The sequence below is a fragment of the Stenotrophomonas sp. SAU14A_NAIMI4_8 genome (genome assembly GCF_003086695.1).
In the GTDB taxonomy this organism is placed as follows: Bacteria; Pseudomonadota; Gammaproteobacteria; order Xanthomonadales; family Xanthomonadaceae; genus Stenotrophomonas.
Window position 1 is genome coordinate 2,167,534 of record NZ_CP025999.1, and the last position, 20,353, is coordinate 2,187,886.

The 20,353-nt window shown below is 66.6% G+C and carries 19 protein-coding genes; 13 read left to right on the forward strand and 6 right to left on the reverse strand.

Annotated features, from left to right (window positions below; genetic code table 11):
- Window positions 1–172 precede the first annotated feature (172 nt).
- Together C1930_RS10010 and C1930_RS10015 are read left to right on the forward strand one after the other, a co-directional pair.
- The gene (locus tag C1930_RS10010) at window positions 173–451 is read left to right on the forward strand and encodes a type II toxin-antitoxin system RelE/ParE family toxin (protein WP_108771615.1); all 279 of its coding nucleotides are present in this window, start codon (window positions 173–175) and stop codon (window positions 449–451) included.
- A gap of 7 nt (window positions 452–458) precedes the next feature.
- Entirely contained in the window at window positions 459–743 is a 285-nt protein-coding gene (locus C1930_RS10015; RefSeq protein ID WP_108756153.1) for a HigA family addiction module antitoxin, read from the forward strand.
- Between the two features lie 61 nt (window positions 744–804).
- Here the strand turns inward: C1930_RS10015 and C1930_RS10020 are convergent, their stop codons facing one another.
- The 4 genes from C1930_RS10020 to C1930_RS10035 form a co-directional block, all read right to left on the reverse strand.
- Window positions 805–1,194 carry a hypothetical protein gene (locus C1930_RS10020; protein ID WP_108771616.1) on the reverse strand — a complete coding sequence of 130 codons (390 nt, stop codon included), beginning with the start codon at window positions 1,192–1,194 and terminating at the stop codon, window positions 805–807.
- Window positions 1,195–1,395: 201 nt separating this feature from the next.
- On the reverse strand, window positions 1,396–1,614 hold the full coding sequence (gene infA / locus C1930_RS10025; RefSeq protein WP_005409596.1) for a translation initiation factor IF-1: 219 nt from the start codon (window positions 1,612–1,614) through the stop codon (window positions 1,396–1,398).
- Between the two features lie 86 nt (window positions 1,615–1,700).
- Complete coding sequence (gene aat / locus C1930_RS10030) at window positions 1,701–2,441, reverse strand: leucyl/phenylalanyl-tRNA--protein transferase (RefSeq protein WP_108771617.1); 741 nt, start codon at window positions 2,439–2,441, stop codon at window positions 1,701–1,703.
- A 57-nt stretch (window positions 2,442–2,498) separates the two neighbouring features.
- Window positions 2,499–3,623, reverse strand: a complete 1,125-nt coding sequence (locus C1930_RS10035; protein ID WP_108771618.1) for a GNAT family N-acetyltransferase — start codon at window positions 3,621–3,623, stop codon at window positions 2,499–2,501.
- A gap of 88 nt (window positions 3,624–3,711) precedes the next feature.
- Here C1930_RS10035 and C1930_RS10040 point away from each other — a divergent pair, with 88 nt between their 5' ends.
- On the forward strand, window positions 3,712–5,436 hold the full coding sequence (locus tag C1930_RS10040; RefSeq protein ID WP_234412761.1) for an N-acetylmuramoyl-L-alanine amidase: 1,725 nt from the start codon (window positions 3,712–3,714) through the stop codon (window positions 5,434–5,436).
- Between the two features lie 308 nt (window positions 5,437–5,744).
- Here C1930_RS10040 and trxB read toward each other — a convergent pair whose 3' ends face one another.
- Window positions 5,745–6,716, reverse strand: coding sequence for a thioredoxin-disulfide reductase (gene trxB, locus C1930_RS10045; RefSeq protein WP_108749607.1), 972 nt, complete (start codon window positions 6,714–6,716; stop codon window positions 5,745–5,747).
- A gap of 232 nt (window positions 6,717–6,948) precedes the next feature.
- Between trxB and C1930_RS10050 the strand changes: the two genes are divergently transcribed.
- The 4 genes from C1930_RS10050 to C1930_RS10065 all read left to right on the forward strand — a co-directional run bounded on the left by C1930_RS10050 (window position 6,949) and on the right by C1930_RS10065 (window position 13,488).
- A complete protein-coding gene (locus C1930_RS10050; protein ID WP_108771619.1) occupies window positions 6,949–9,309 on the forward strand; it encodes a DNA translocase FtsK in 2,361 nt (786 codons plus the stop codon).
- A 36-nt stretch (window positions 9,310–9,345) separates the two neighbouring features.
- Window positions 9,346–11,277: a DUF3857 domain-containing protein gene (locus C1930_RS10055; protein ID WP_108771620.1), complete on the forward strand. Its 1,932-nt coding sequence runs from the start codon at window positions 9,346–9,348 to the stop codon at window positions 11,275–11,277.
- A 111-nt stretch (window positions 11,278–11,388) separates the two neighbouring features.
- A complete protein-coding gene (lolA, locus tag C1930_RS10060) occupies window positions 11,389–12,027 on the forward strand; it encodes an outer membrane lipoprotein chaperone LolA (protein ID WP_108771621.1) in 639 nt (212 codons plus the stop codon).
- A 183-nt stretch (window positions 12,028–12,210) separates the two neighbouring features.
- Window positions 12,211–13,488: a replication-associated recombination protein A gene (locus C1930_RS10065; protein ID WP_234412762.1), complete on the forward strand. Its 1,278-nt coding sequence runs from the start codon at window positions 12,211–12,213 to the stop codon at window positions 13,486–13,488.
- A 159-nt stretch (window positions 13,489–13,647) separates the two neighbouring features.
- On the opposite strand, the gene C1930_RS10070 is transcribed toward C1930_RS10065, so the two are convergent.
- Window positions 13,648–14,073 carry a hypothetical protein gene (locus tag C1930_RS10070; protein ID WP_159093584.1) on the reverse strand — a complete coding sequence of 142 codons (426 nt, stop codon included), beginning with the start codon at window positions 14,071–14,073 and terminating at the stop codon, window positions 13,648–13,650.
- 140 nt (window positions 14,074–14,213) lie between these two features.
- On the opposite strand from C1930_RS10070, the gene C1930_RS10075 reads away from it, so the two are divergent.
- The 6 genes from C1930_RS10075 (at window position 14,214) to C1930_RS10100 (ending at window position 20,281) form a co-directional block, all read left to right on the forward strand.
- Window positions 14,214–15,224, forward strand: coding sequence for an alpha/beta hydrolase-fold protein (locus C1930_RS10075; RefSeq protein ID WP_108771624.1), 1,011 nt, complete (start codon window positions 14,214–14,216; stop codon window positions 15,222–15,224).
- Window positions 15,225–15,346: 122 nt separating this feature from the next.
- On the forward strand, window positions 15,347–16,726 hold the full coding sequence (locus C1930_RS10080) for a YncE family protein (protein ID WP_108771625.1): 1,380 nt from the start codon (window positions 15,347–15,349) through the stop codon (window positions 16,724–16,726).
- 53 nt (window positions 16,727–16,779) lie between these two features.
- Entirely contained in the window at window positions 16,780–17,835 is a 1,056-nt protein-coding gene (locus C1930_RS10085) for an ABC transporter substrate-binding protein (protein ID WP_108771626.1), read from the forward strand.
- Entirely contained in the window at window positions 17,832–18,875 is a 1,044-nt protein-coding gene (locus C1930_RS10090; RefSeq protein WP_108756165.1) for an iron ABC transporter permease, read from the forward strand. The genes C1930_RS10085 and C1930_RS10090 overlap by 4 nt, the downstream gene beginning before the upstream one ends.
- Window positions 18,872–19,633: a heme ABC transporter ATP-binding protein gene (locus C1930_RS10095; protein WP_108771627.1), complete on the forward strand. Its 762-nt coding sequence runs from the start codon at window positions 18,872–18,874 to the stop codon at window positions 19,631–19,633. The genes C1930_RS10090 and C1930_RS10095 overlap by 4 nt, the downstream gene beginning before the upstream one ends.
- Window positions 19,634–19,714: 81 nt before the next feature.
- Window positions 19,715–20,281 (forward strand): TonB family protein, encoded by a 567-nt coding sequence (locus C1930_RS10100; protein WP_108771628.1) that lies wholly within the window; start codon window positions 19,715–19,717, stop codon window positions 20,279–20,281.
- Window positions 20,282–20,353: the final 72 nt, after the last annotated feature.

Here is a 20,353-nt window from a genome sequence, read left to right on the forward strand (position 1 = left end):
GGCCGGGGTCACGCCCGGCCACTGTTGGGGGGTAGGCAAGGGCGGCTTCGGCCGCCCTTTTTTGTGCGCGGTTGTCGCTGGCTGCCTTGCCCGGTGCTGGGATCGGTGGGAGTGTCTGGCGTTCAGCGATACTGTACACCTATTGTATCGCGTAACGATACGGGATACAGTTGTGATCATCAGCTTTCGGCACAAAGGTCTAGAGCAGCTCTATCGAACAGGCGCCAGCCGAGGGATTCGTCAGAGTCACGCGGCGAAGCTGCTGATGATTCTCTCCATTCTTGACGTCGCATCCGGCCCTCACGATCTGGCGATGCCCGGCCTGCGCTTGCACGGCCTGAAAGGTGCATTGCAGGGGCACTGGTCGATATGGGTGAACGGCAACTGGCGGGTCACATTTCGATTTTCGGGCGGTGATGTTGAGCTGCTGGATTACCAGGACTACCACTGAGGCGCACATGATTCACCACCACCCCCATCCGGGCGAAACTCTCAAGGCCATGGTGTTCGATCCGGTCTCGCTGTCTGTCACCGAGGCCGCCGAGCGCCTGGTCATGTCGCGTGTTGCGCTGTCCCGTGTCATCAACGGCAAGGCGGGAATCAGTCCCGATCTCGCGATTCGGCTGGAGCTTGCCGGCGTCAGTACGGCGGTGTTCTGGATGGGCCTGCAGTCGAACTACGATCTCTGGCTGGCGCGGCAGCGCGCGCAACCGAATGTGCAGTCGCTTGTAGCGGCGCGCTAGCGCCTGCACTTCGTCGCTGCATCAACAAGGGCGGCTTCGGCCGCCCTTGTTGTGCGCCTCATCAGCGGCTGCGCTGGCGCGCCTTCTGCTTGAAGGTGTCGGCATCAATGGCTTCAACGCGGGCCACGGTGCACTGCCCGCGGTCGGTCTGCAGCTGGGTGCGCCCGGCCCCGCAGACCTGTCCGGGCTGGCCGTCGGTACTGAAGGTCAGTTTGCGCGAGTAGGCGGCCTTGGAACAGTCTTCCTGGAAGTGCACCCGATAGTGCGCTTCGCCGTTGCGTAGCAGTACATCGCGCGAGGCGTTGGCGCGGACCAGTTGCTGGTCGTTGCCCAGTTCAACGCAGTCGCCGGCGCTGGCAGCGGGGGCATCAGCGGCGTTGGCGGTGACAAACAGGGCGCCGGCAGACAGCGCGGCGGCAGCAATCAGGGCGTGCAGGCGGGGCGTGTTCATGGCGGGGCAGGGGTGGCGGTCCGGACTGGACCGGGTGCCACGATGCCGCCATCGGTACGAATGCGAATCTGCCGCAAGCACGGCTGACCGATGCCACGGTGAGCTCGGTCACGGTGACCTCCGGCAGGGCCGGATGGCAGGCATGACAAAAGGCCAGCAACCAGGGCAGGCCTTGTCGGGGTGGCGCAGTGCGCCGACCGCTTACTTCATGCGGTAGGTGATACGACCCTTGGTCAGGTCGTACGGGGTCATTTCAACCTTGACCCGGTCACCGGTGAGGATGCGGATGTAGTTCTTGCGCATGCGGCCGGAGATGTGGGCGATGATTTCGTGCCCATTTTCCAGGCGAACGCGGAAAGTGGTGTTCGGCAGCGTCTCGCTGACGGTGCCCTCGAACTCGATGGAATCGTCTTTCGACATGTAGTCCTGTGCGGTTCAGAAAACGGCCACGCTGGGCCTAAGGCGCAGTATTTTACGCGCACTCGCGCCAGCTTGCAAAGTTTGTGTTAACCCCCGGCCAGGGCGCGCGCAGGCAGGCGCCCCAGGGCCTGGGTCCAGGGGCTCTCGCGCCCCGGCTGCTGCACGGCATGGCGCATTTGCTGCAGGAACTCCTGGCGCGGCAGGTGGATCGCGCCCATCCGCAGCAGGTGCGGGTTCTCCACCTGGGCATCGATCAGCGGCCAGCCCCAATCCTTCAGGGTGGCCGCCAGTGCTGCCAGCGCCACCTTGGAGCCGCCGCTGGCGCCGCTGAACATGCTTTCGCCGAAGAACATCTGGCCAATGGCGACACCATAGATGCCGCCGACCAGATCCTGCCGGTCCCAGACCTCGAAGGAGTGGGCAAAGCCCAGGTCGTGCAGATGGCTGTAGGCGTCCACCATGGCGGGGCTGATCCACGTGCCATCCTGACCGGCCCGGGGCGCCCCGGCGCAGGCGCGCATCACCTGGGTGAATGCCGTATCCGCCGTCACTTCCCACGGGCTGGCGCGCAGCTGGCGTCGGAAGCGGCTGGACAGGTGCACGCCATCGGTGCGGAACACCATGCGCGGATCGGGCGACCACCACAGGATCGGCTCGCCGTCGCTGAACCACGGGAAGATGCCGCCGGCGTAGGCGTTCAGCAGCCGCAGCGGGTGCAGATCGCCGCCCACCGCCAGCAGCCCATCGGGCTGGCGCAGCGCAGTTTCAGCGGGCGGGAACGGCGCGTCCGGCGCATCGGCCAGGCGCCAGGGCAACTGGCGGGTCATGCCCGAAGTGTAACGGCCCGCGTAGCCTTGGTAGGTGCCAACCTTGGTTGGCACGCATCACGGCTCGGCGCGGAACGGGCTGTGCGCCTGCAGCGCCTGCTGGTATCGCCGCACATCGCGGCGCTCCTGTCTGCACCAGTCCTGCAGAGCCTCAGCAAACTCCGCATCGGCCACCCAATGCCGGCTGCGCACCACCGTAGGCAGGAACCCCCGCGCCAGCTTGTGCTCGCCTTGCGCGCCGGGCTCGAAACGGCTCAGCCCCTCGCGCAGGCAGTACTCGATGCCCTGGTAGTAGCAGGCCTCGAAATGCAGGCCGGGCAGGGTGGCGCCACCCCAGTAGCGCCCATACAACGTGTCCCCGCCGCGCAGGCACAGCGCGCCGGCAATCGGCTCGCCGTCCTGCTCGGCCAGGAACAGCACCAGCCCGCGGCCCAGTGAAATCGCCAGATGGCGCAGGAAGGCCTCGGTCAGCGCCGGCGCGTTGCCATATTCCAGGAAGGTCTGCAGATAGAAGCGGTACATCGCCTGCAGGTCGGCGCGGCTGGCCTCGTCACCATGTACCACGCGGAAGCTGATGCCCTGGCGGGTGACCTTGGCCCGTTCCTGGCGGATGTTCTTGCGGTGCTTGTGGTTCATCGCCCCCAGGAACTGCTCGAAGGTGGTCCAGTCACCCGGGTTTTGCCATTGGAACTGGATGTCTTCGCGCAGCAGCCAGTCGTCGCTGAAGGCGGCCTCATCGCGGGCGGTGTGGAAATTGATGTGTGCCGAAGAGACCTGCAGTGACGCCAGATGCCCACGTAGCGCCTCCAGCAGATCGCCGCGCACCGAATCGTGACGGGCCAGCAGGCGTGGGCCGCTGACGGGCGAGTAGGGCACCGCCCCCAGCCATTTCGGGTAGTAGTCGCGGCCATGGCGGGCGTAGGCATTGGCCCAGGCATGGTCGAACACGAACTCGCCGTGCGAATTGGTCTTCAGGTAGCCCGGAATGGCGCCGACCAGCGTGTCGCCCTCCCATAGCGTGAAGTGCTGCGGCTGCCAGCCCCAGTCCTCGCGCAGGCAGCCATGTTCTTCAAGCCCGGCCAGGAAGGCGTGGGTGACGAATGGATTGCGGCCGTCGTGCAGGGCGTCCCAGTCGGTGGCGGGAATGGCCTGCAGGGAGTCGAGGAAGCGAAGGGAAGGCATGGAAGCAAGGATACGGCAGGCAGTGTGCGATCGGAGTCCATGCGTGGATCGCTAGATGCGAATGGACTGCCGCCACGACGCAAGTAGCATGCACGCTCTGATCGGCGCAGGGCGCGTACAGGGCCCTTGCGCCAGCGACGGGCGCATTCGGCTTGAGGATTGGCTCAATGGCCGCATTTGGCGCATTTCGCAGCGCATCCCCTTTGGACGCTCGGCAGTGTTCTTTGTGCACGCCACACGTAGCGCGCTCACAAAGGACATCAAAGGACTTGATATGAACTGCATGCGGATACTCCGGCTTCTTGGGCTGGTTTGGCTTGTCACCTGCGCTCCGGCGTGGTCGACGGAAACCGACAACGGGCGAATGCCTTCCATGGTGGCCGATACAGCCCTGGACCTGCTTTTGACGCGGGAGGCGCAGGACATCCTTAATCGCCATCAGTTACGCGCTAGGCGACCATTGTCAGCGTCGGTGGATGCTTCGGTGGACATCCAGCAGAGGAAGCTGTCCATCAGGTTCGGTCCCGGCGTGCTGCCGATGCAGGACGATCATTCGCTCGAGGAAATGGAACAACGCATGAGGAACACCTTGGAGGCACGAGCACTCCAGGCGGGCGTAGGCGAGGTCGAAACGGAAGTTCTCTATGAGGGGAAGCTCTACTGGGAGCATTTCCCCCGGGATCCAGCGACGTCAATGCGGGCCAGTCATGCACAAGCGGGCGATTCCGTGCTTGTCTCGGCCAGTCATGGTTTGTTGCGAGTGCATCCTGGGCTGGAATGGGAGTTTCAGCGGCCAGAAAGCAATGGCCTCCTGGAAGACCTGGTCACGCCGGCCTATGCCGAAGAGCTACAAGCCCTGCTACAGGAGCGTGGCGGACTGGTCGTGCATCAAGCCCGCAGGGACAGTGGCGCCATACACCCGGAGTCGGAGCGTCCGTGGCCCCAGATGTCTGCCCGGTACCACCTGAAGGATCTTCTGCCTGAGCGGACAGACATCTGGAATCACTTTGCCACCAGTACTGCCACCGACAGGGAGGTGTTTGACGATATTCGCGCGCGACCTTACTACGCCAACCACCTGGGTGTTGGTGGATTGCTCAGTATTCATACCAATGCAGATGTCCCGGGCGTCGCTCGTGGGGCGCGGGTCTACTATCACGCAAGTAAACCTGGGGATCGCCTGCTTGCGGACCTAGCGCTTTGCTACATGAAGGAGATCATTACTGCACAGGACGGCTATGCTGACTTTCCCGTGCCCGCGGCGGGTACCGCAGCAGGACACGGCGAAAACAGCTTCGCGAGCATGCCTTCCGTCGTCGTGGAGGTGGCGTTCCATACCAATCCCATAGATGCGCAGGCACTGCAGGATCCCCTGTTTCGTGCAGCTTCCATGAAAGGTGTGGAGAAGGGATACCGGATGTTTCGCGAGGGAAAGGGCTGCGTCCCATTAAAGGCCGATCCGATTCAGGGGATTCAACTGCCCCAAGGTGGCTCTCAGCAGGTGGATGTCGTCTTCGAGGGCTACCCACAGTATCCAATTGAACTGGTGACTACAAACGTAGGCTGCCCGCCAGGCTGGGCCTGCGCCGATGGTCGGGTGCGAATCGAGACGCCGGATGCCAAGCCAAGCAAGATCACGCTGCGCTGCGACAGCGCGGGCAGTGCCCCCGTTCTCTGGGATACACAAGTCGTGGATGCCGATGGGGTGAAGTCGGCACCCGTCCGCCACTGGGTGCAGTGCATCCGCGGGTCGCGAGACTCAGTTGTGAGCCCGGGAGTTGAAATCGATTTGGGTGCTGCAACGGCGGGGTAACGCGCGATCGACGGCGGGAGAGCGGTGAAGATCGATTCGCCAGACCAGCACAGCAGGATGAAACTCAGCTGTGGTCGCAACAGCGTGGGAACGCTTGGTTGGGAAACGCATGTGGTGGATGCCGACGGGGTCAAGACCCAGCCGGTACCTCACACCGTTCGTTGCGTTGCCGTGGGTAGTCCTGACGTGAGCGCCTTGGCCCGAAACGTTGCTGGCCTGGCGCAGTAAACGAAAAGGCCGGCGCTTTCGCGCCGGCCTTTGTCTTGCATGGTCCAGTCGAGCATGGCTCGACTCTACAACCTGGCCGGTCAGCTGGCCTTGCCCTGTGCGTCCAGGTAGCGCTCGGCGTCCAGCGCGGCCATGCAGCCGAAGCCGGCCGAGGTGATCGCCTGGCGGTAGTGCTGGTCGGCCACGTCGCCGGCGGCGAACACACCTTCCACCGAGGTCTGGGTGGCGTTGCCGCCCAGACCCGAGCGGATTTCCAGGTAGCCGTTGTTCATGGCCAGCTGGCCGTCGAACAGCTGGGTGTTCGGGTGGTGGCCAATGGCCACGAAGAAGCCATGGGCCTCGATGTCGCGGGTGCTGCCGTCCAGGGTCGACTTCACGCGCACGCCGGTTACGCCGGCGTCGTTGCCCAGCACTTCTTCCACCTGGTGGTGCCAGACGGTTTCGATCTTGCCGGCGGCGACCTTGGCGAACAGCTTGTCCTGCATGATCTTTTCCGCCTTCAGGGTGTCGCGGCGGTGCACCAGGTAGACCTTGCGGGCGATGTTGGACAGGTACAGGGCCTCTTCCACGGCGGTGTTGCCGCCGCCGACCACCACCACGTCCTGGTCGCGGTAGAAGAAGCCGTCGCAGGTGGCGCAGGCGGACACGCCGCGGCCCTTGAAGGTTTCCTCGGTCGGAATGCCCAGGTACTTGGCGGTGGCGCCGGTGGAGATGATCAGCGCGTCGCAGGTGTACTCGTGGCTGTCACCGATCAGCTTGAACGGGCGCTGCGACAGGTCGGCCGTATGGATGTGGTCGAAGATGACCTCGGTCTCGAAGCGCTCGGCGTGAGCCTGCATGCGCGCCATCAGGTCCGGGCCCATCAGGCCGTGGGCGTCGCCCGGCCAGTTGTCCACTTCGGTGGTGGTCATCAGCTGGCCACCCTGCTGCAGGCCGGTGATGACCACCGGCTTCAGGTTGGCGCGGGCGGCATAAACCGCGGCGGTCCAACCGGCCGGGCCGGAACCGAGGATGACGAGGCGCTGATGGCGGGAGGGCAGGCTGGTGCTCATGTAGACTCGCGAAAAGGTAGATGGGACAAGGCGCGGCTGCGGTTTGCGCGGCAACCTTGGCTGGTCATAGAGTGGCGGCTGGGGCAGGGCGATTCAAGCCGATGAACAGAACGCGGTCGCCCACGGGCGGATTGACGCCGTTCTGGCGCCCGTTCGGCTGCGGTGACTGAAAACTGACGCCGTGTCGTTTATTATCAACCACTAACAGCGCATTCCAAAGGTATGGTCTAAGGTGGCGAAGCAGGTGCCCGAACGCTCCAAGTCCGACGACAGCAAGGCGTCGCGTCGCACGGCGGCCGCGGCAACGACCGACAATCCACGGCGCCAGCGCCTGTGGCGCGACCTGGGGCTGATCGCGATCGCTCCGGCGCTGCTGTACCTGGCCGCCAGTCTCTTTACCTATTCAGCCAGTGATCCCGGTTGGTCGCACACCGGCAGCGTGGTCGCCCCCGTGCACAACATGGGCGGCCGTGCCGGCGCCTGGATTGCCGATGTGCTGCTGCAGTTGTTCGGCTACATCGCCTTCCTGCTGCCGGTGGTGCTGGGCGCCCTGTCGTGGATCGCAATGTTCGGGCTCAAGCGCGAAGCCAAGGGCGACAACGACCTGGACCCGGCCTTGCGCCTGGTCGGCCTGGTCGGCTTCCTGATTGCCGGCACCGGCTTCCTGCACGTGCGCCTGTTCAGTGGTGATGTGTCCAGCGCCGGCGGCATCCTCGGCAAGCTGGTGGGCAATTCGCTCACCGTGGGCTTCGGCGCGCTGGGCGCCAATCTGTTCGTGCTGGTGCTGCTGTTGGCCTCGATCACCCTGGCCACCGGTCTGTCGTGGTTTGCGGTGATGGAAAAGATCGGCCGCGGCGTGATGTCGCTGGCGCCGTTGCTGGAGCGCAAGAAGGAACAGGCCACCGAATGGAAGCAGACCCGCGCCCTGCGTGAGGAGCGGCAGGAAGTGCGCAAGGCCGATGCCGAAGTGCGCGCCAAGCGCGAGCCGGTGAAGATCGAGCCGCGCCCGGAGCCGGTGATCGAGAAGAGCGACCGGGCCAAGCGTGACAACCAGATTCCCATGTTCCGTGGCGTCAATGGCGACGGCTCGGACCTGCCGCCGCTGGCGCTGCTGGATGACCCCAAGCCGCAGCCCAAGGGCTACGACGAGGAAACGCTGGAAACCCTGTCGCGGCAGATCGAGTTCAAGCTGAAGGACTTCCGCATCGATGCGCAGGTGGTCGGCGCCTATCCGGGTCCGGTCATCACCCGCTTCGAGATCGAGCCGGCGCCGGGCATCAAGGTCAGCCAGATCAGCTCGCTGGACAAGGACATCGCCCGCGGCCTGTCGGTGAAGTCGGTGCGTGTGGTCGATGTGATTCCGGGCAAGTCGGTGATCGGCCTGGAAATCCCCAATGTCACCCGCGAAATGATCTTCCTTTCCGAGCTGCTGCGCTCAAAGGAATACGACAAGGCGGCCAGCGTGCTGACCTTGGCGCTGGGCAAGGACATCGCCGGCCGGCCCACCGTGGCCGACCTGGCGCGCATGCCGCACCTGCTGGTGGCCGGTACCACCGGCTCGGGCAAGTCGGTGGCGGTCAACGCCATGGTGCTCAGCCTGCTGTACAAGGGCTCGCCGAAAGACCTGCGCATGCTGATGATCGACCCGAAGATGCTGGAACTGAGCGTCTACCAGGGCATTCCGCATCTGCTGGCGCCGGTGGTCACCGACATGAAGGAGGCCGCCAACGGCCTGCGCTGGTGCGTGGCCGAAATGGAGCGCCGCTACAAGCTGATGAGCGCGGTGGGCGTGCGCAACCTGGCCGGCTTCAACAAGAAGGTGAAGGACGCCGAGGACGCCGGCCAGCCGCTGATGGACCCGCTGTTCAGGCCCAACCCGGAACTGGGCGAGGCGCCGCGCCCGCTGGAAACCCTGCCGTTCATCGTCATCTTCATCGACGAATTCGCCGACATGATGATGATCGTCGGCAAGAAGGTGGAAGAGCTGATCGCCCGCCTGGCACAGAAGGCGCGTGCGGCCGGCATCCACTTGATCCTGGCGACCCAGCGCCCGTCGGTGGACGTGATCACCGGCCTGATCAAGGCCAACATCCCCACCCGCATTGCCTTCCAGGTCAGCTCGAAGATCGATTCGCGCACCATCCTGGACCAGTCCGGTGCCGAAACCCTGCTCGGCCACGGCGACATGCTGTACCTGCCGCCGGGCACGGCCATGCCCGAGCGCGTGCACGGTGCGTTCGTGTCCGACGATGAAGTGCACCGCGTGGTCGAGCACCTGAAGGCGATGGGCCCGGCCGACTACATCGAGGGCGTGCTGGACGAAGTGCAGACCCTGGGCGATGGCGTGGTGGTGGGTGCCACCGGCCTGCCGGAAACCAGCGCGGCCGGCGACGAATCCGACCCGCTGTACGACGAGGCCCTGCGCGTGGTGACCGAAACCCGCCGCGCCTCCATTTCCGGTGTGCAGCGGCGCCTGAAGATCGGCTACAACCGCGCGGCACGCCTGATCGAGGCCATGGAAGCGGCCGGTGTGGTCAGCGCGCCCGAACACAACGGCGACCGCACGGTGCTGGCACCGCCGCCGCCGAAGTAAGCCCCGCCACCGCCACCACGTCCAAGGAACCGACGCATGCATCGACTTCTTCCCCGCGTGCTGGCGCTGGCCTGCGCGCTGGCGGTCGGCCCCGCTCTGGCTGACGCCGGCGTGCCGCAGCCGGCGCCGCCGTCCACCAGCAGCGATGCCGAGGCCAGCAACAACTTCAGCTTCGTGCGCTATCGCGCCGACTACCAGGTGCGTGCCGACGCCGGCAACATCCAGACCGAAACCTACGAAATTCTGCTCAAGACCAAGGCGGCGGTGGAGCAGTTCAGCCAGGTGCGGCTGAGCTACAGCGAGAAGATGGAAACGCTGGAGGTGGTGAGCGCCTACACGCTCACCGCCGACGGCCAGCGCCGCGACGTGCCGGCCGACCGCATCTATACCCAGGAAAGCTATTCCAGCGCCGCGGCCGCCATGTATGCCGACCGCAAGGTGCGGGTGATCGTGTTCCCCAACCTGGCGCCGGGCACGCGGCTGTTCTACCAGGTGCGGCGCACCCAGCTGACGCCGTATTTCCCGGGCTACTTCGGGCTGTGGGAAACCTTCAATGTGTTCACCCAGTACGACGATGCCGAAGTGACCCTGAGCGCGCCGGCCAACCTGCCCATGTACGTGGACAGCCGGGGCGTGCAGGGCAGCGACCGCCCGCAGGTGAAGAACGGCCAGGCGCAGTGGCGCTGGCGCTACCAGCGGCGCGAACCGATGCAGGCGCAGAACTGGTCGGCGGCGGTGTGGGAGTTTGGCCCGAACATCATGGCCAGCACCTACAAGGACTGGGCGCAGATGGGCCGTGCCTACCAGCTGAAGGCGGGGGAGGCGGCACAGGTGACCCCGCAGATCCAGGCCCTGGCCGATGAAGTGGCCGCCGGCATCAGCGACCGCAAGGCACAGGCCGATGCGCTGTACCGCTGGGTGGCGCAGAACATCCGCTACGTGGCGGTCTACCTGGGCAATGGTGGGCTGGAGCCGAACAGCGCGCAGAGCATCCTGGACAACCACTATGGCGACTGCAAGGACCACGTGGCGATCCTGGAAGCGCTGCTGGCGGCCAAGGGCATTGCCAGCTCGCCGGTGCTGATCGGCGCCGGTGGCGGGCCGACCCTGCCGAAGATTCCGGTGCTGGGCCGCTTCAACCACGCCATCACCTACGTGCCCGAATTCGATCTGTACCTGGATTCGACCAGCGCCTGGGCGCGTTTCGGCCAGTTGCCCGATGGTGATCTGGGCGCGCCGGTACTGCACACGCGCACTGCCAGCGTGGCGCGCACCCCGGCCAACGACCCGCAGCGCAATGCCACAGTGATGGACGTGCGCTTCACCTTCGATGCGCAGGGCAACCTGCGTGGCGAGACCGTGCCGCAGCTGGGCGACAACGCCGAGATCGGCATGCGCGCGCAGTTCGCCCAGCTCAATGCGCAGAACCGCGCACGGGCAGAGGAGTCGATCATGGCCGCGTCCGGTTTCGATGGCCGCGGGCAGCTGCAGCTGCAGGGCGTGCCGGTCGACCTGACCCGGCCGTTCGGCTACCGCATGGCGTTCCAGGCCGAGGACTACGTCGACTTCGCCGTGGCCGGCGGCATGGCTGTGCCCGATCCGCCCGGGGGTGAATCGGTGCGCGGGCTGTACGCAAGCGCGTCGGCGCCGGACAACCAGACCCCGTTCTACTGCAATGCCAGCCTGCGCGAGGAAACCTATCGCCTGCAGTTCCCGGACAACGCGCCGATCATCGCCATTCCGGCCAGCCAGCGCTTCACCAATGCGGCCGGCGACTACCGCGTGGACTGGAGCCGCAACGGCCAGGAAGTGACCGTGCACCACCGCCTGCAGCAGAACGCGGTGCGCGGCCCGCAGGCGCTGTGCCAGCCGCAGGACTATGCCGCGTTCCGGGCGCTGTACCGGGAAGTGCGCCGCGGCTTCCGTGGCCAAGTGCTGTACGGCAGATTGCCGACCGGCGGCAACTGAATCGCCGATGCACGCGCGGGGCGGCATAATGTCGCCCTGATCGCCCATTCATCTTTGCCCGGGCACACTGGCACCCAACTTTCCTGGCGCACGCGCCCACAGGATTCCCGCATGAACATCCGCTTCCGTCGTTTCCTTGCCACCACCACCCTGGCCGTGGCCTGCGCCGCCGCTGGCAGCGCCTGGGCTGGCGCCCGCGATGACCTGAAAGCCTTCACCAGTGGCCTGAAGGGTCTGGATGGGCAGTTCAGCCAGCAGGTGTTCGACAGCCGCGGCAAGGTGAAGGAATCGACCAGTGGCCGCGTTGCGCTGTCGGCGCCGCGACTGTTCCGCTGGGAATACGTGCGCCCGCACGAACAGCTGATCGTGGCCGACGGCAAGAAGGTCTGGATGTACGAGCCGGACCTGGAACAGGCCACCGTGCGCGAGCAGGGCAAGGAAGAGCAGAACAGCCCGCTGACTGCACTGATCAACCCGGCGCTGCTGGAACAGCAGTACGACCTGAGCGAAGAAGCGGCCAAGCGTGACGGCCTGCAGTGGCTGTCGCTGTCGCCCAAGCGGGATACCGAAGCCAGCTTCCAGTACGCCGCACTGGGCTTCAATGCGCAGGGCCTGGCCAAGATGGAAATCACCGATGCCGTCGGCCAGCGCACCGTGATCACCTTCAGTGGCTGGAAGCGCAACCCCGGCTTCGCCGCCGGCACCTTCAGCTTCACCCCGCCGAAGGGCACCGACGTCATCGGTAATTGAGGTGTGACGCCGGGCATGGCCCGGCGCTACCGATGCGCGGGCCCCTGGCTTTGGTAGGTGCCAACCTTGGTTGGCACGCTCTCGCGGTACAATGCCCCGGTGCCAAGACATCGTTCCACTTCCTTCCCCGGCCCCGATCTGCTGAGCGTTGATCGGGATCATCTGCGCCCGCTGGCCGAGCGCATGCGCCCGCGCACCCTCGACGAAATGGTCGGGCAGAAGCGCCTGCTGGCGCCGGAAAGCGCGCTGCGCCGCGCGGTCGAATCCGGTCGCGTGCATTCGATGATCCTGTGGGGCCCGCCCGGCTGTGGCAAGACCACGCTGTCGTTGCTGCTGGCCGAATACTCCGACGCCGAATTCCGCGCCATCTCTGCCGTGCTCTCTGGCCTGCCCGAAGTGCGCCAGGTGCTGGCCGAGGCCGCGCAGCGTTTCGCCGAGGGCCGCCGCACCGTGCTGTTCGTGGACGAAGTGCACCGCTTCAACAAGGCGCAGCAGGATGCCTTCCTGCCGCACATCGAACGCGGCACCATCCTGTTCGTTGGCGCCACCACCGAGAATCCCTCGTTCGAACTGAATTCCGCGCTGCTGTCGCGCTGCCGCGTGCACGTGCTGGAAGCGGTGTCGCCCACGGATATTGTCGAGGCGCTGGAACGAGCGCTGGGCGACCGCGAGCGCGGCCTGGGCGAGGCGCGCATCGAGGTCGCCCCCGAGCTGCTGCTGGAAATCGCCACGGCCGCCGACGGTGACGTGCGGCGTGCGCTGACCCTGCTGGAAATCGCCGCCGAGCTGGCGGGCGGGGAGGGCGGTCGCATCACCCCGCAGACCCTGACCCAGGTGCTGGCCGACCGCACCCGCCGCTTCGACAAGGGCGGCGAGCAGTTCTACGACCAGATCTCGGCGCTGCACAAGTCGGTACGCAGCTCCAACCCCGATGCCGCGCTGTACTGGTTGACCCGCATGCTCGATGGCGGCTGCGATCCGTCCTACCTGGCGCGCCGCCTGACCCGCATGGCCATCGAAGATATCGGCCTGGCCGACCCGCGCGCGCAGAGCATGGCGCTGGAGGCTTGGGACATCTACGAGCGGCTGGGCAGCCCGGAAGGCGAGCTCGCCTTCGCGCAGCTGGTGCTGTACCTGGCCAGCACCGCCAAGTCGAATGCCGGCTATGCGGCCTTTAACCAGGCCAAGGCCGATGTGCGCGAGAGCGGTACCGAAGAAGTGCCGCTGCACCTGCGCAACGCACCGACCAAGCTGATGAAGGAGCTGGGCTACGGCGCCGAGTACCAGTACGACCACGATGCCGAAGGCGGCATCGCGCTGGACCAGACCGGCTTCCCCGATGCGATGGGCGAGCGGGTGTACTACAACCCGGTGCCGCGCGGGCTGGAAATCAAGCTGAAGGAAAAGCTGGACCGGCTGCGCGCCGAGCGCGAAGCAGCCAGGGCCGCAAAGCGTCTGTAGAGTCGAGCTTGCTCGACTGCCTTTCGCGCTCTTGTAGAGTCGAGCTTGCTCGACTGCCTTGTGCTCTTCGTAGAGTCGAGCTTGCTCGACTGCTGGATTGAAAGCAGTCGAGCAAGCTCGACTCTACAAAAGCCGGGCTTCAGTCGAGCAAACTCGAGGCTACAAACGCCAATCGCCCTTGCCGCGCTTGATGGCGATCGGCACGCCCAGCTCCTTCTCCAGTTCAGCCGCCGCGGCCTGGTGGCGCGCATACGCGACGTCGTCCGCCGCGTCCACCAGAATCCGCCCGTTCACGGCATCGGTACCGATACCGTGCGCGCCGGGGAAGTGCGCGGCCAGCAAACCGCTGGCAACGGCGGCGTTCAGGTCTTCGGTCGCGTAACGACCGCCTGACACGAACTCGACCGTCACCTCGCCGCGCGGCCATTGCATGGTGCGCGTCTGGTAGCGGGTGTCGCCCTTCAGCAGCACCACCACCTTCAGCGGCTGGGGGGGGCAGCTGGTCGTGGCCAATGCAGCGGCGCAGGCAAGGGCAGGGGCGAGCCATCGCAGTACAGGCAGCAACGTGGAGGCGGTATCGCGCATGACGGCAGTATGCACACCGGGCGGCCACTCGCGCGCGTGATACACAGCGTGACGTTTGATCTAGGTGATAAGCATTCGCATCTAGGATAGACTGCGGTCCCTTGATGAAGAGGCGGCCCGGCCCGCCGCATCCGTCACCCATGATGTTTTCCGTACGCTCCGTCGGCTGTCTGGCCGCCCTGATGATGGGGGTCCTGATGGCCGCTCCCTACGCCCATGCACAGCAGCGCAACCCGCAGCAGCTGATGGGCCGCACCGTGCTGGACGAGCCCGCGTCCAGCTACCGCTTCGAACGTTTCGTGATCGACAGCCCGGACCAGCAGCGCCGCTGGCGGGTGAACGTGGCGATCCCGGCCAAGGCGGGCAAGACCCCCGCGCCGGTGCTGTACGCCCTGGACGGCAATGCGGTGGCCATGGTGCTGGACCAGTCGCTGCTGGCCGAGCTGGCCGCCCGCAAGGCACCGCCGGTGCTGGTGATGATCGGTTATGACAATGAACTGCGCATCGATTCGCCGTCGCGCACCCGAGACTACACCGCCTGGATCGATCGCGCCGACGATGAGGCCGGTACCACCCAGGCCACCGGGGGCGGCGCCGCCGCGTTCCTGGATGTGATCGAACGCCGCATCAAGCCCGAGGTCGAGCGCCGCGCGAAGATCGACCCGCAGCAACAGGCGCTGTGGGGTCATTCGCTGGGCGGGCTGTTCGTGCTCAACACGCTGTACACCCGCCCGGCGGCCTTCCAGTACTTCGTGGCCGCCAGCCCGTCCCTGTGGTGGGCGCAGGGCGCTGCGCTGGGCGACCCGGAACAGCAGTTCGTGCAGAACGTGCACGGCCAGCCGGCCAAGGTCTGGTTGATGCTGGGCGGTGCCGAGCGCGTGGGTGACCGCGGCAAGCGTGATATGAACAACCCGCGCGTGGTCGCGCACCTGCGCCGCATTGGTGGCGCCACACCGGATGCGGCCATGCAGCTGTCCACGCGCCTGGCCAAGGTGCCGGCGCTGCAGGTGCAGTACCGCGAGTTCCCGGGGCTGGGCCATGGCCCGATGCTGCCAGCCTCGTTCCACGCCGCCCTGCATGAGCTGTACGGCGTGGCCGACCGCAGCGAAGCGGATGGCAAGGCGCCGGCCGCGTCCAACGCCACCGAATGACAACCGCGCACGGCCAATCCGTGCGACCCCACTACCCAGGCTTGGCTGTCGATGTGCAGCGGCCCAGGCAACCGATGAATCCCGCGCCACGCGGCGCGGCCTACGTGTGCAAGGAGCCTTCCATGTCGTCCCGTTCTTCCTTCCGTCTTACTTCCCTGGCCGCCGGCCTGTTGCTGGCCGTTACCGCATCGGCGCAGCCGGTGTTCGACCAGCCGGCCAACGCGACCTTCAAGGGCCAGGTGGTCTCGCGTGGCGAGAACGTGGTGCCGGGCAGCACCGCCGATGTCACCGGCCGCGGCTTCGTGCCCGGCCAGCAGATCAGCCTGGTGCGCGGCGATACCGTGCTGAACAGCCAGCCGGTGGTGGTTGATGCCGATGGCAACTTCAAGACCCAGCTGGCCATCCCGGCCGATGCGGTGCCGGGCACCCACCCGGTGGTGGTGCGCGCCAGCCAGCCGGCGGCCGCCACCGTGCTGAAGCTGCGCATCTCGCCGCAGCTGCCGCTGTCGGGCCAGCAGCAGTTCGCCACCCAGTCCAACAAGCTGGTGCCGGGCCTGTACCAGTCGGCCTACAGCGCCGCCAGCAACGCGGTGTTCGTTACCTCGGCCGTTGGCCGCCCGCCGGTTACCCAGTCGCAGCTGCTGAAGCTGGACCCCAAGAGCCTGAAGGTGACCAAGGCGATCACCCCGGCGCAGGTGCCGGGCAGCACCAACGGCGCGGTCTACGCGGTGTACGGCGTGGGTGTGGATGACACCAACGGCAACGTGTGGGTCACCAACACCCGCCAGAACACGGTGGCCGTCTACCGCCAGAAGGATCTGTCGCTGGTCCACCAGTTCCCGGTCGATGCCGTGCCGCATGCGCGCGACGTGGTGGTCGATGGCACCCACGGCAAGGTATTCGCTTCGGCAACGGGCGAAGACCACCTGTCGGTGTTCGACGCCAAGACGCTGAAGCCGCTGGAATCGATCACCCTGGAATCGGGCGTGGACGAAGGCAAATTCACCCCGATGAGCCTGGTGCTGGATGAAAAGGCCGGCAAGCTGTTCACCGTCAGCATCGGCACCCCGGAAGCGGCGGTGATCGACGTGGCCGGCGGCAAGGTGGACAAGGTGATCGACCTGGGCAATTCGATCAGCGCTTCGGGCGTGGCCTTCGATGCGCAGCAGAACCGTCTGTACGTCGCCTCGCAGGGCACCGACAACCTGCTGATCGTCGACGTGGCCAGCGGCAAGGTCGTGCACGACGTGCCGGTCGGCGCCGGTGCGCTGAACGTCGCGTTCGATGACAAGAGCGGCCTGGCCTACGTCACCAATCGTGGTGCCGGTACGGTTACCGCGGTCAGCCGTGATGGCAACATCGTCGGCAACCTGGATGGCGGCACGCTGCCCAACCACGTGCGCGCCGACGGCAAGGGCAATGTGTTTGCCGTGAACAAGTCGCGTGGCGCCGAAGACCCCAAGGGTGACCGCATCACCCGCATCAGCCTGCGCCAGCCGTAACCCCCGTGCCGGGCGGGGGCAGTGCCTTCGCCCGGCCAGCAAGGAGAATTCGCATGAACTTCGCTTCCCATCTGCGCCTGTGTGCGCTCCCGTTGGCCGTTTCGCTGGCGTTGGCCGCCTGCGGTGGCAGTGCGCCGCCGAGCGCGACCGATGCCGCTGCGCCGGCCGCCGGGTCTGCTGCGGCTTCGGCAGGCGCTGCGCCGGAACTGCCGGCTGGCTGGCAGCGCGTGGCCGGCGTGGATGTGCCGGCCCTGCAGGAGCAGAAGGCCGCACTGCCGACCACGGTAACCAGTGATGACGGCGCGCAAGTGGAAGTGAAGGATGCCAGCCGGATCATTGCCGGCGGCGATGACGTGATTGCGGTGCTGGAAGCGCTGGGCGCTGGCAGGCAGGTGTTTGCCGCGCCCACCAACACCACCACCCAGGCCGGCCTGGCCGCGCCGCATCAGTTCCTGTTCAACCGCACCACCGGCGTGGAAGGCGTACTGAGCCTGCAGGGCTCGCTGTTCCTGGGCAACAGCCTGCGGCGCCACACCGAGCTGTCGAAGAAGCTGCGTGAAGTGGGCGAGCCGGCCGTGGTGGTGGACGATCTGCAGCCCGCACCAGACAAGGTGCGCAAGATCGCGGCGGCGATCGGTCTTGCCGATGCCGGGCAGACCCTGGCCACCCAGGTGCAGCGCCAGCTGGATGAGGCCGCCGGGATCGGCAAGGGCCTGGCCCATGCGCCGCGCGTGATTCACGTATCGGCCACCGGCGCCGGCGGTCTGCCCACCGTGGCAGGTGCGGACAGCGCCTCGGCGCAGCTGATCGCGCTGGCTGGCGGCGTGAACATCGGTACCGAAGCCGGGGTGAAGAACTATTCGCAGTTGAGCAACGAGGGTGTGGTGGCCGCGGCGCCGGAAGTGATTCTGGTGACCGAGCACGACCTGCAGCAGTTCGGCGGTGCTGATGGGCTGTGGAAGGCCTATCCGACCCTGAAGCAGACCCCGGCCGGCGCCGCCGACCGGGTCTGGGTGCTGCCGGATGTGCAGCTGAAGTACACCAGCGTGGGCTCGGGTGCGGGTGCGCTGGCGCTGGCCAAGGCCTTTGCGGCGCTGCCGCCGGCATGAGCCCTGCGGATCGGCGCCGCCGTCGCGGGCGGGTGATGTTGCTGGTTGCGTTGCTGGCACTGCTGGGGGCAGTGCTGGCGTCGTTCGCCGTCGGCCCGCTGCGGCTGCCGCCGCTGGAGGTGCTGCAGGCGCTGGGGGTGAAACTGGGCCTGGTCGATCCGCAGGCGGTCAGCAGCCGCGATCTGGCGGTGGTCTGGCAGCTGCGCATTCCGCGCGCCCTGTTGGGGGCGATGGTGGGCGCGGCGCTGGCCATGGCGGGCGCCAGTCTGCAGGGGCTGTTCGGCAATCCGCTGGCAGACCCTGGCATCGTCGGTGTCAGCCAGGGTGCGGCGCTGGGTGCGGTGGCGGCCATCGTGCTGGGCGCGGCCGGTGCCGCCGGCTGGCTGGTGCCGGTGGCGGCCTTCGGGGGCGGCGCTGCGGCCATCGGCCTGACCTATGCGCTGGCACGCCCGGGCAAGGGCACCGGCAATGCCACGTTGCTGCTGGTAGGTATTGCGATGGCCGCGTTCTGTTCGGCGCTGATCGGCTTCCTGACCTATATCGCCAGCGAAAGCGAGCTGCAGTCGCTGGTGTTCTGGCAGATGGGTTCGCTGGCGCGCGCCAACTGGTCGGACGTGGCAGCGGTGCTGCCGCTGTTCGCCATCGGCGTGTTCGCGCTGCTGCGCCTGGCCACGCCGCTGGACATGCTGGCACTGGGGGAGCGCCAGGCGCAGCATCTGGGCCTGGACGTGGCGCGCACGCGCCGCCGTCTGGTGGCCTTCAGTGCATTGCTGGTGGGCGCGGCGGTGGCATTTGCCGGCTCGATCAGCTTCGTGGGCCTGGTGGTGCCGCACGTGGCGCGCCTGCTGGTGGGCCCGGGGCATCGTTGGCTGCTGCCGGTATCGGGCGTGCTGGGCGCGCTGCTGATCGTGGTGGCCGACACCGCCGCGCGGACGCTGGATCCGCCTGCGGAGATTCCGTTGGGGCTGTTCTCGGCCGCGCTGGGCGCGCCGTTCTTCCTGTGGCTGGTGCTGCAGCAGCGCCGCAAGGTGGCTGCATGAGCGCCTTGCTGAGCCTGCGCGATGTGGTGGTGCGCCGCCAGCAGCGCGAGATCCTGCATGGCATCACCCTGGATTTCGCGCCGGGCACGGTCACTGCCCTGGTGGGTCCCAATGGTGCCGGCAAATCCACCTTGCTGGCGGTAGCTGCGGGCGACCTGCGCGCCGACGTCGGCGACGTGGCGTTGAACGGACGTGCGCTGCATGCCTACAAGGCCGGGCCGCTGGCGCGCGAGCGCGCGGTGATGCCGCAGGAACATGGCGTGCGCTTCGCCTTCAGCGTGGAAGAAGTGGTGGCGATGGGGCGCCTGCCGCACCCACCCGATCCGGCCGTGGACGATGCGCGCGTGGAAGCCTCCATTGGTGCGGCCGAGCTGCAGGCACTGCGCCTGCGCGAAGTACAGCAGTTGTCCGGCGGCGAATCGGCGCGCACCACGTTTGCTCGCGTGCTGGCGCAGGACACGCCGTTGTTGCTGCTGGACGAACCCACCGCAGCGCTCGACCTGCGGCACCAGGAACGTACCCTGCGCAGCGTGCGCGCCTGTGCCGAAGCCGGTGCGTGCGTGATCGTGGTGCTGCACGATCTGAATCTTGCCGCCGGTTACGCCGACCGCATCGTGCTGCTGGAACAGGGCAGGGTGGCCGCCGATGGCACCCCCTCGCACGTGCTGACCGAGGCCAACCTGCAGCGTGTATACCAGCAGGACGTAGTGGTGCTGCAGCACCCCAAGCGTGGCGTGCCGCTGGTAGTAGTGACCTGACTGTCGGGGGTCAGATCCTTTCGCCCCGCGAAAGGCTCTGACCCCAAGCTCGGCCCCAGGGTCGAAATTCGGAAAAGTTGCATGGACCGGCGCGTTGGGCCGATGGAATCCTGTGCAGCCCGCTTCCGCCGGCCTGCCACCATGAAGTTGCTTCACGTGACTGCCATTACGGTCTGCATGCTGGCGTCCGCAGGGTGCGTGCAGCACTCCGCCCCTGAGCGCGCGGCTGATACGGTCTGCCGAAGTCGTCTTGCGCTGCACGCCGACGCCTGCGCGGAGATAGCCGTGGCATCGGTGAAGCGGATCGTACAGGCACGCGAGAAGCGCTTCTATCGGCGTGATGACTGCAGTTTCAAAGCGACCCGATCGTCTGAGCCTTCCATCTCGTTCTTCTCTCCGTTCCTGAATCCGCCCGAGTATCCGCCCGACCGGTTCTCCGGTGGAACGGCCGTTGTGCGCATGCAGGTGGATGCTGCAGGAATGCTGCGTTCAGTCGAAGTGGTCCAGTCCAGTGGTGATGCCGCGCAGGATGCGGCTGCAGCAGAGAGCGTGTGGAACTGGTGCTACGTGCCCGCACAGCGCGACGGCAAGGATGAAGGCGGATTCGTTGAACATCGGTTTGACTTTGATCCGCCGGCTGACGGCTGAATGCCCAAGGTCAGATCCTTTCGCCCAGCGAAAGGCTCTGACCCCACGCAGCAAAGCTTCCGTTCGCGCCGC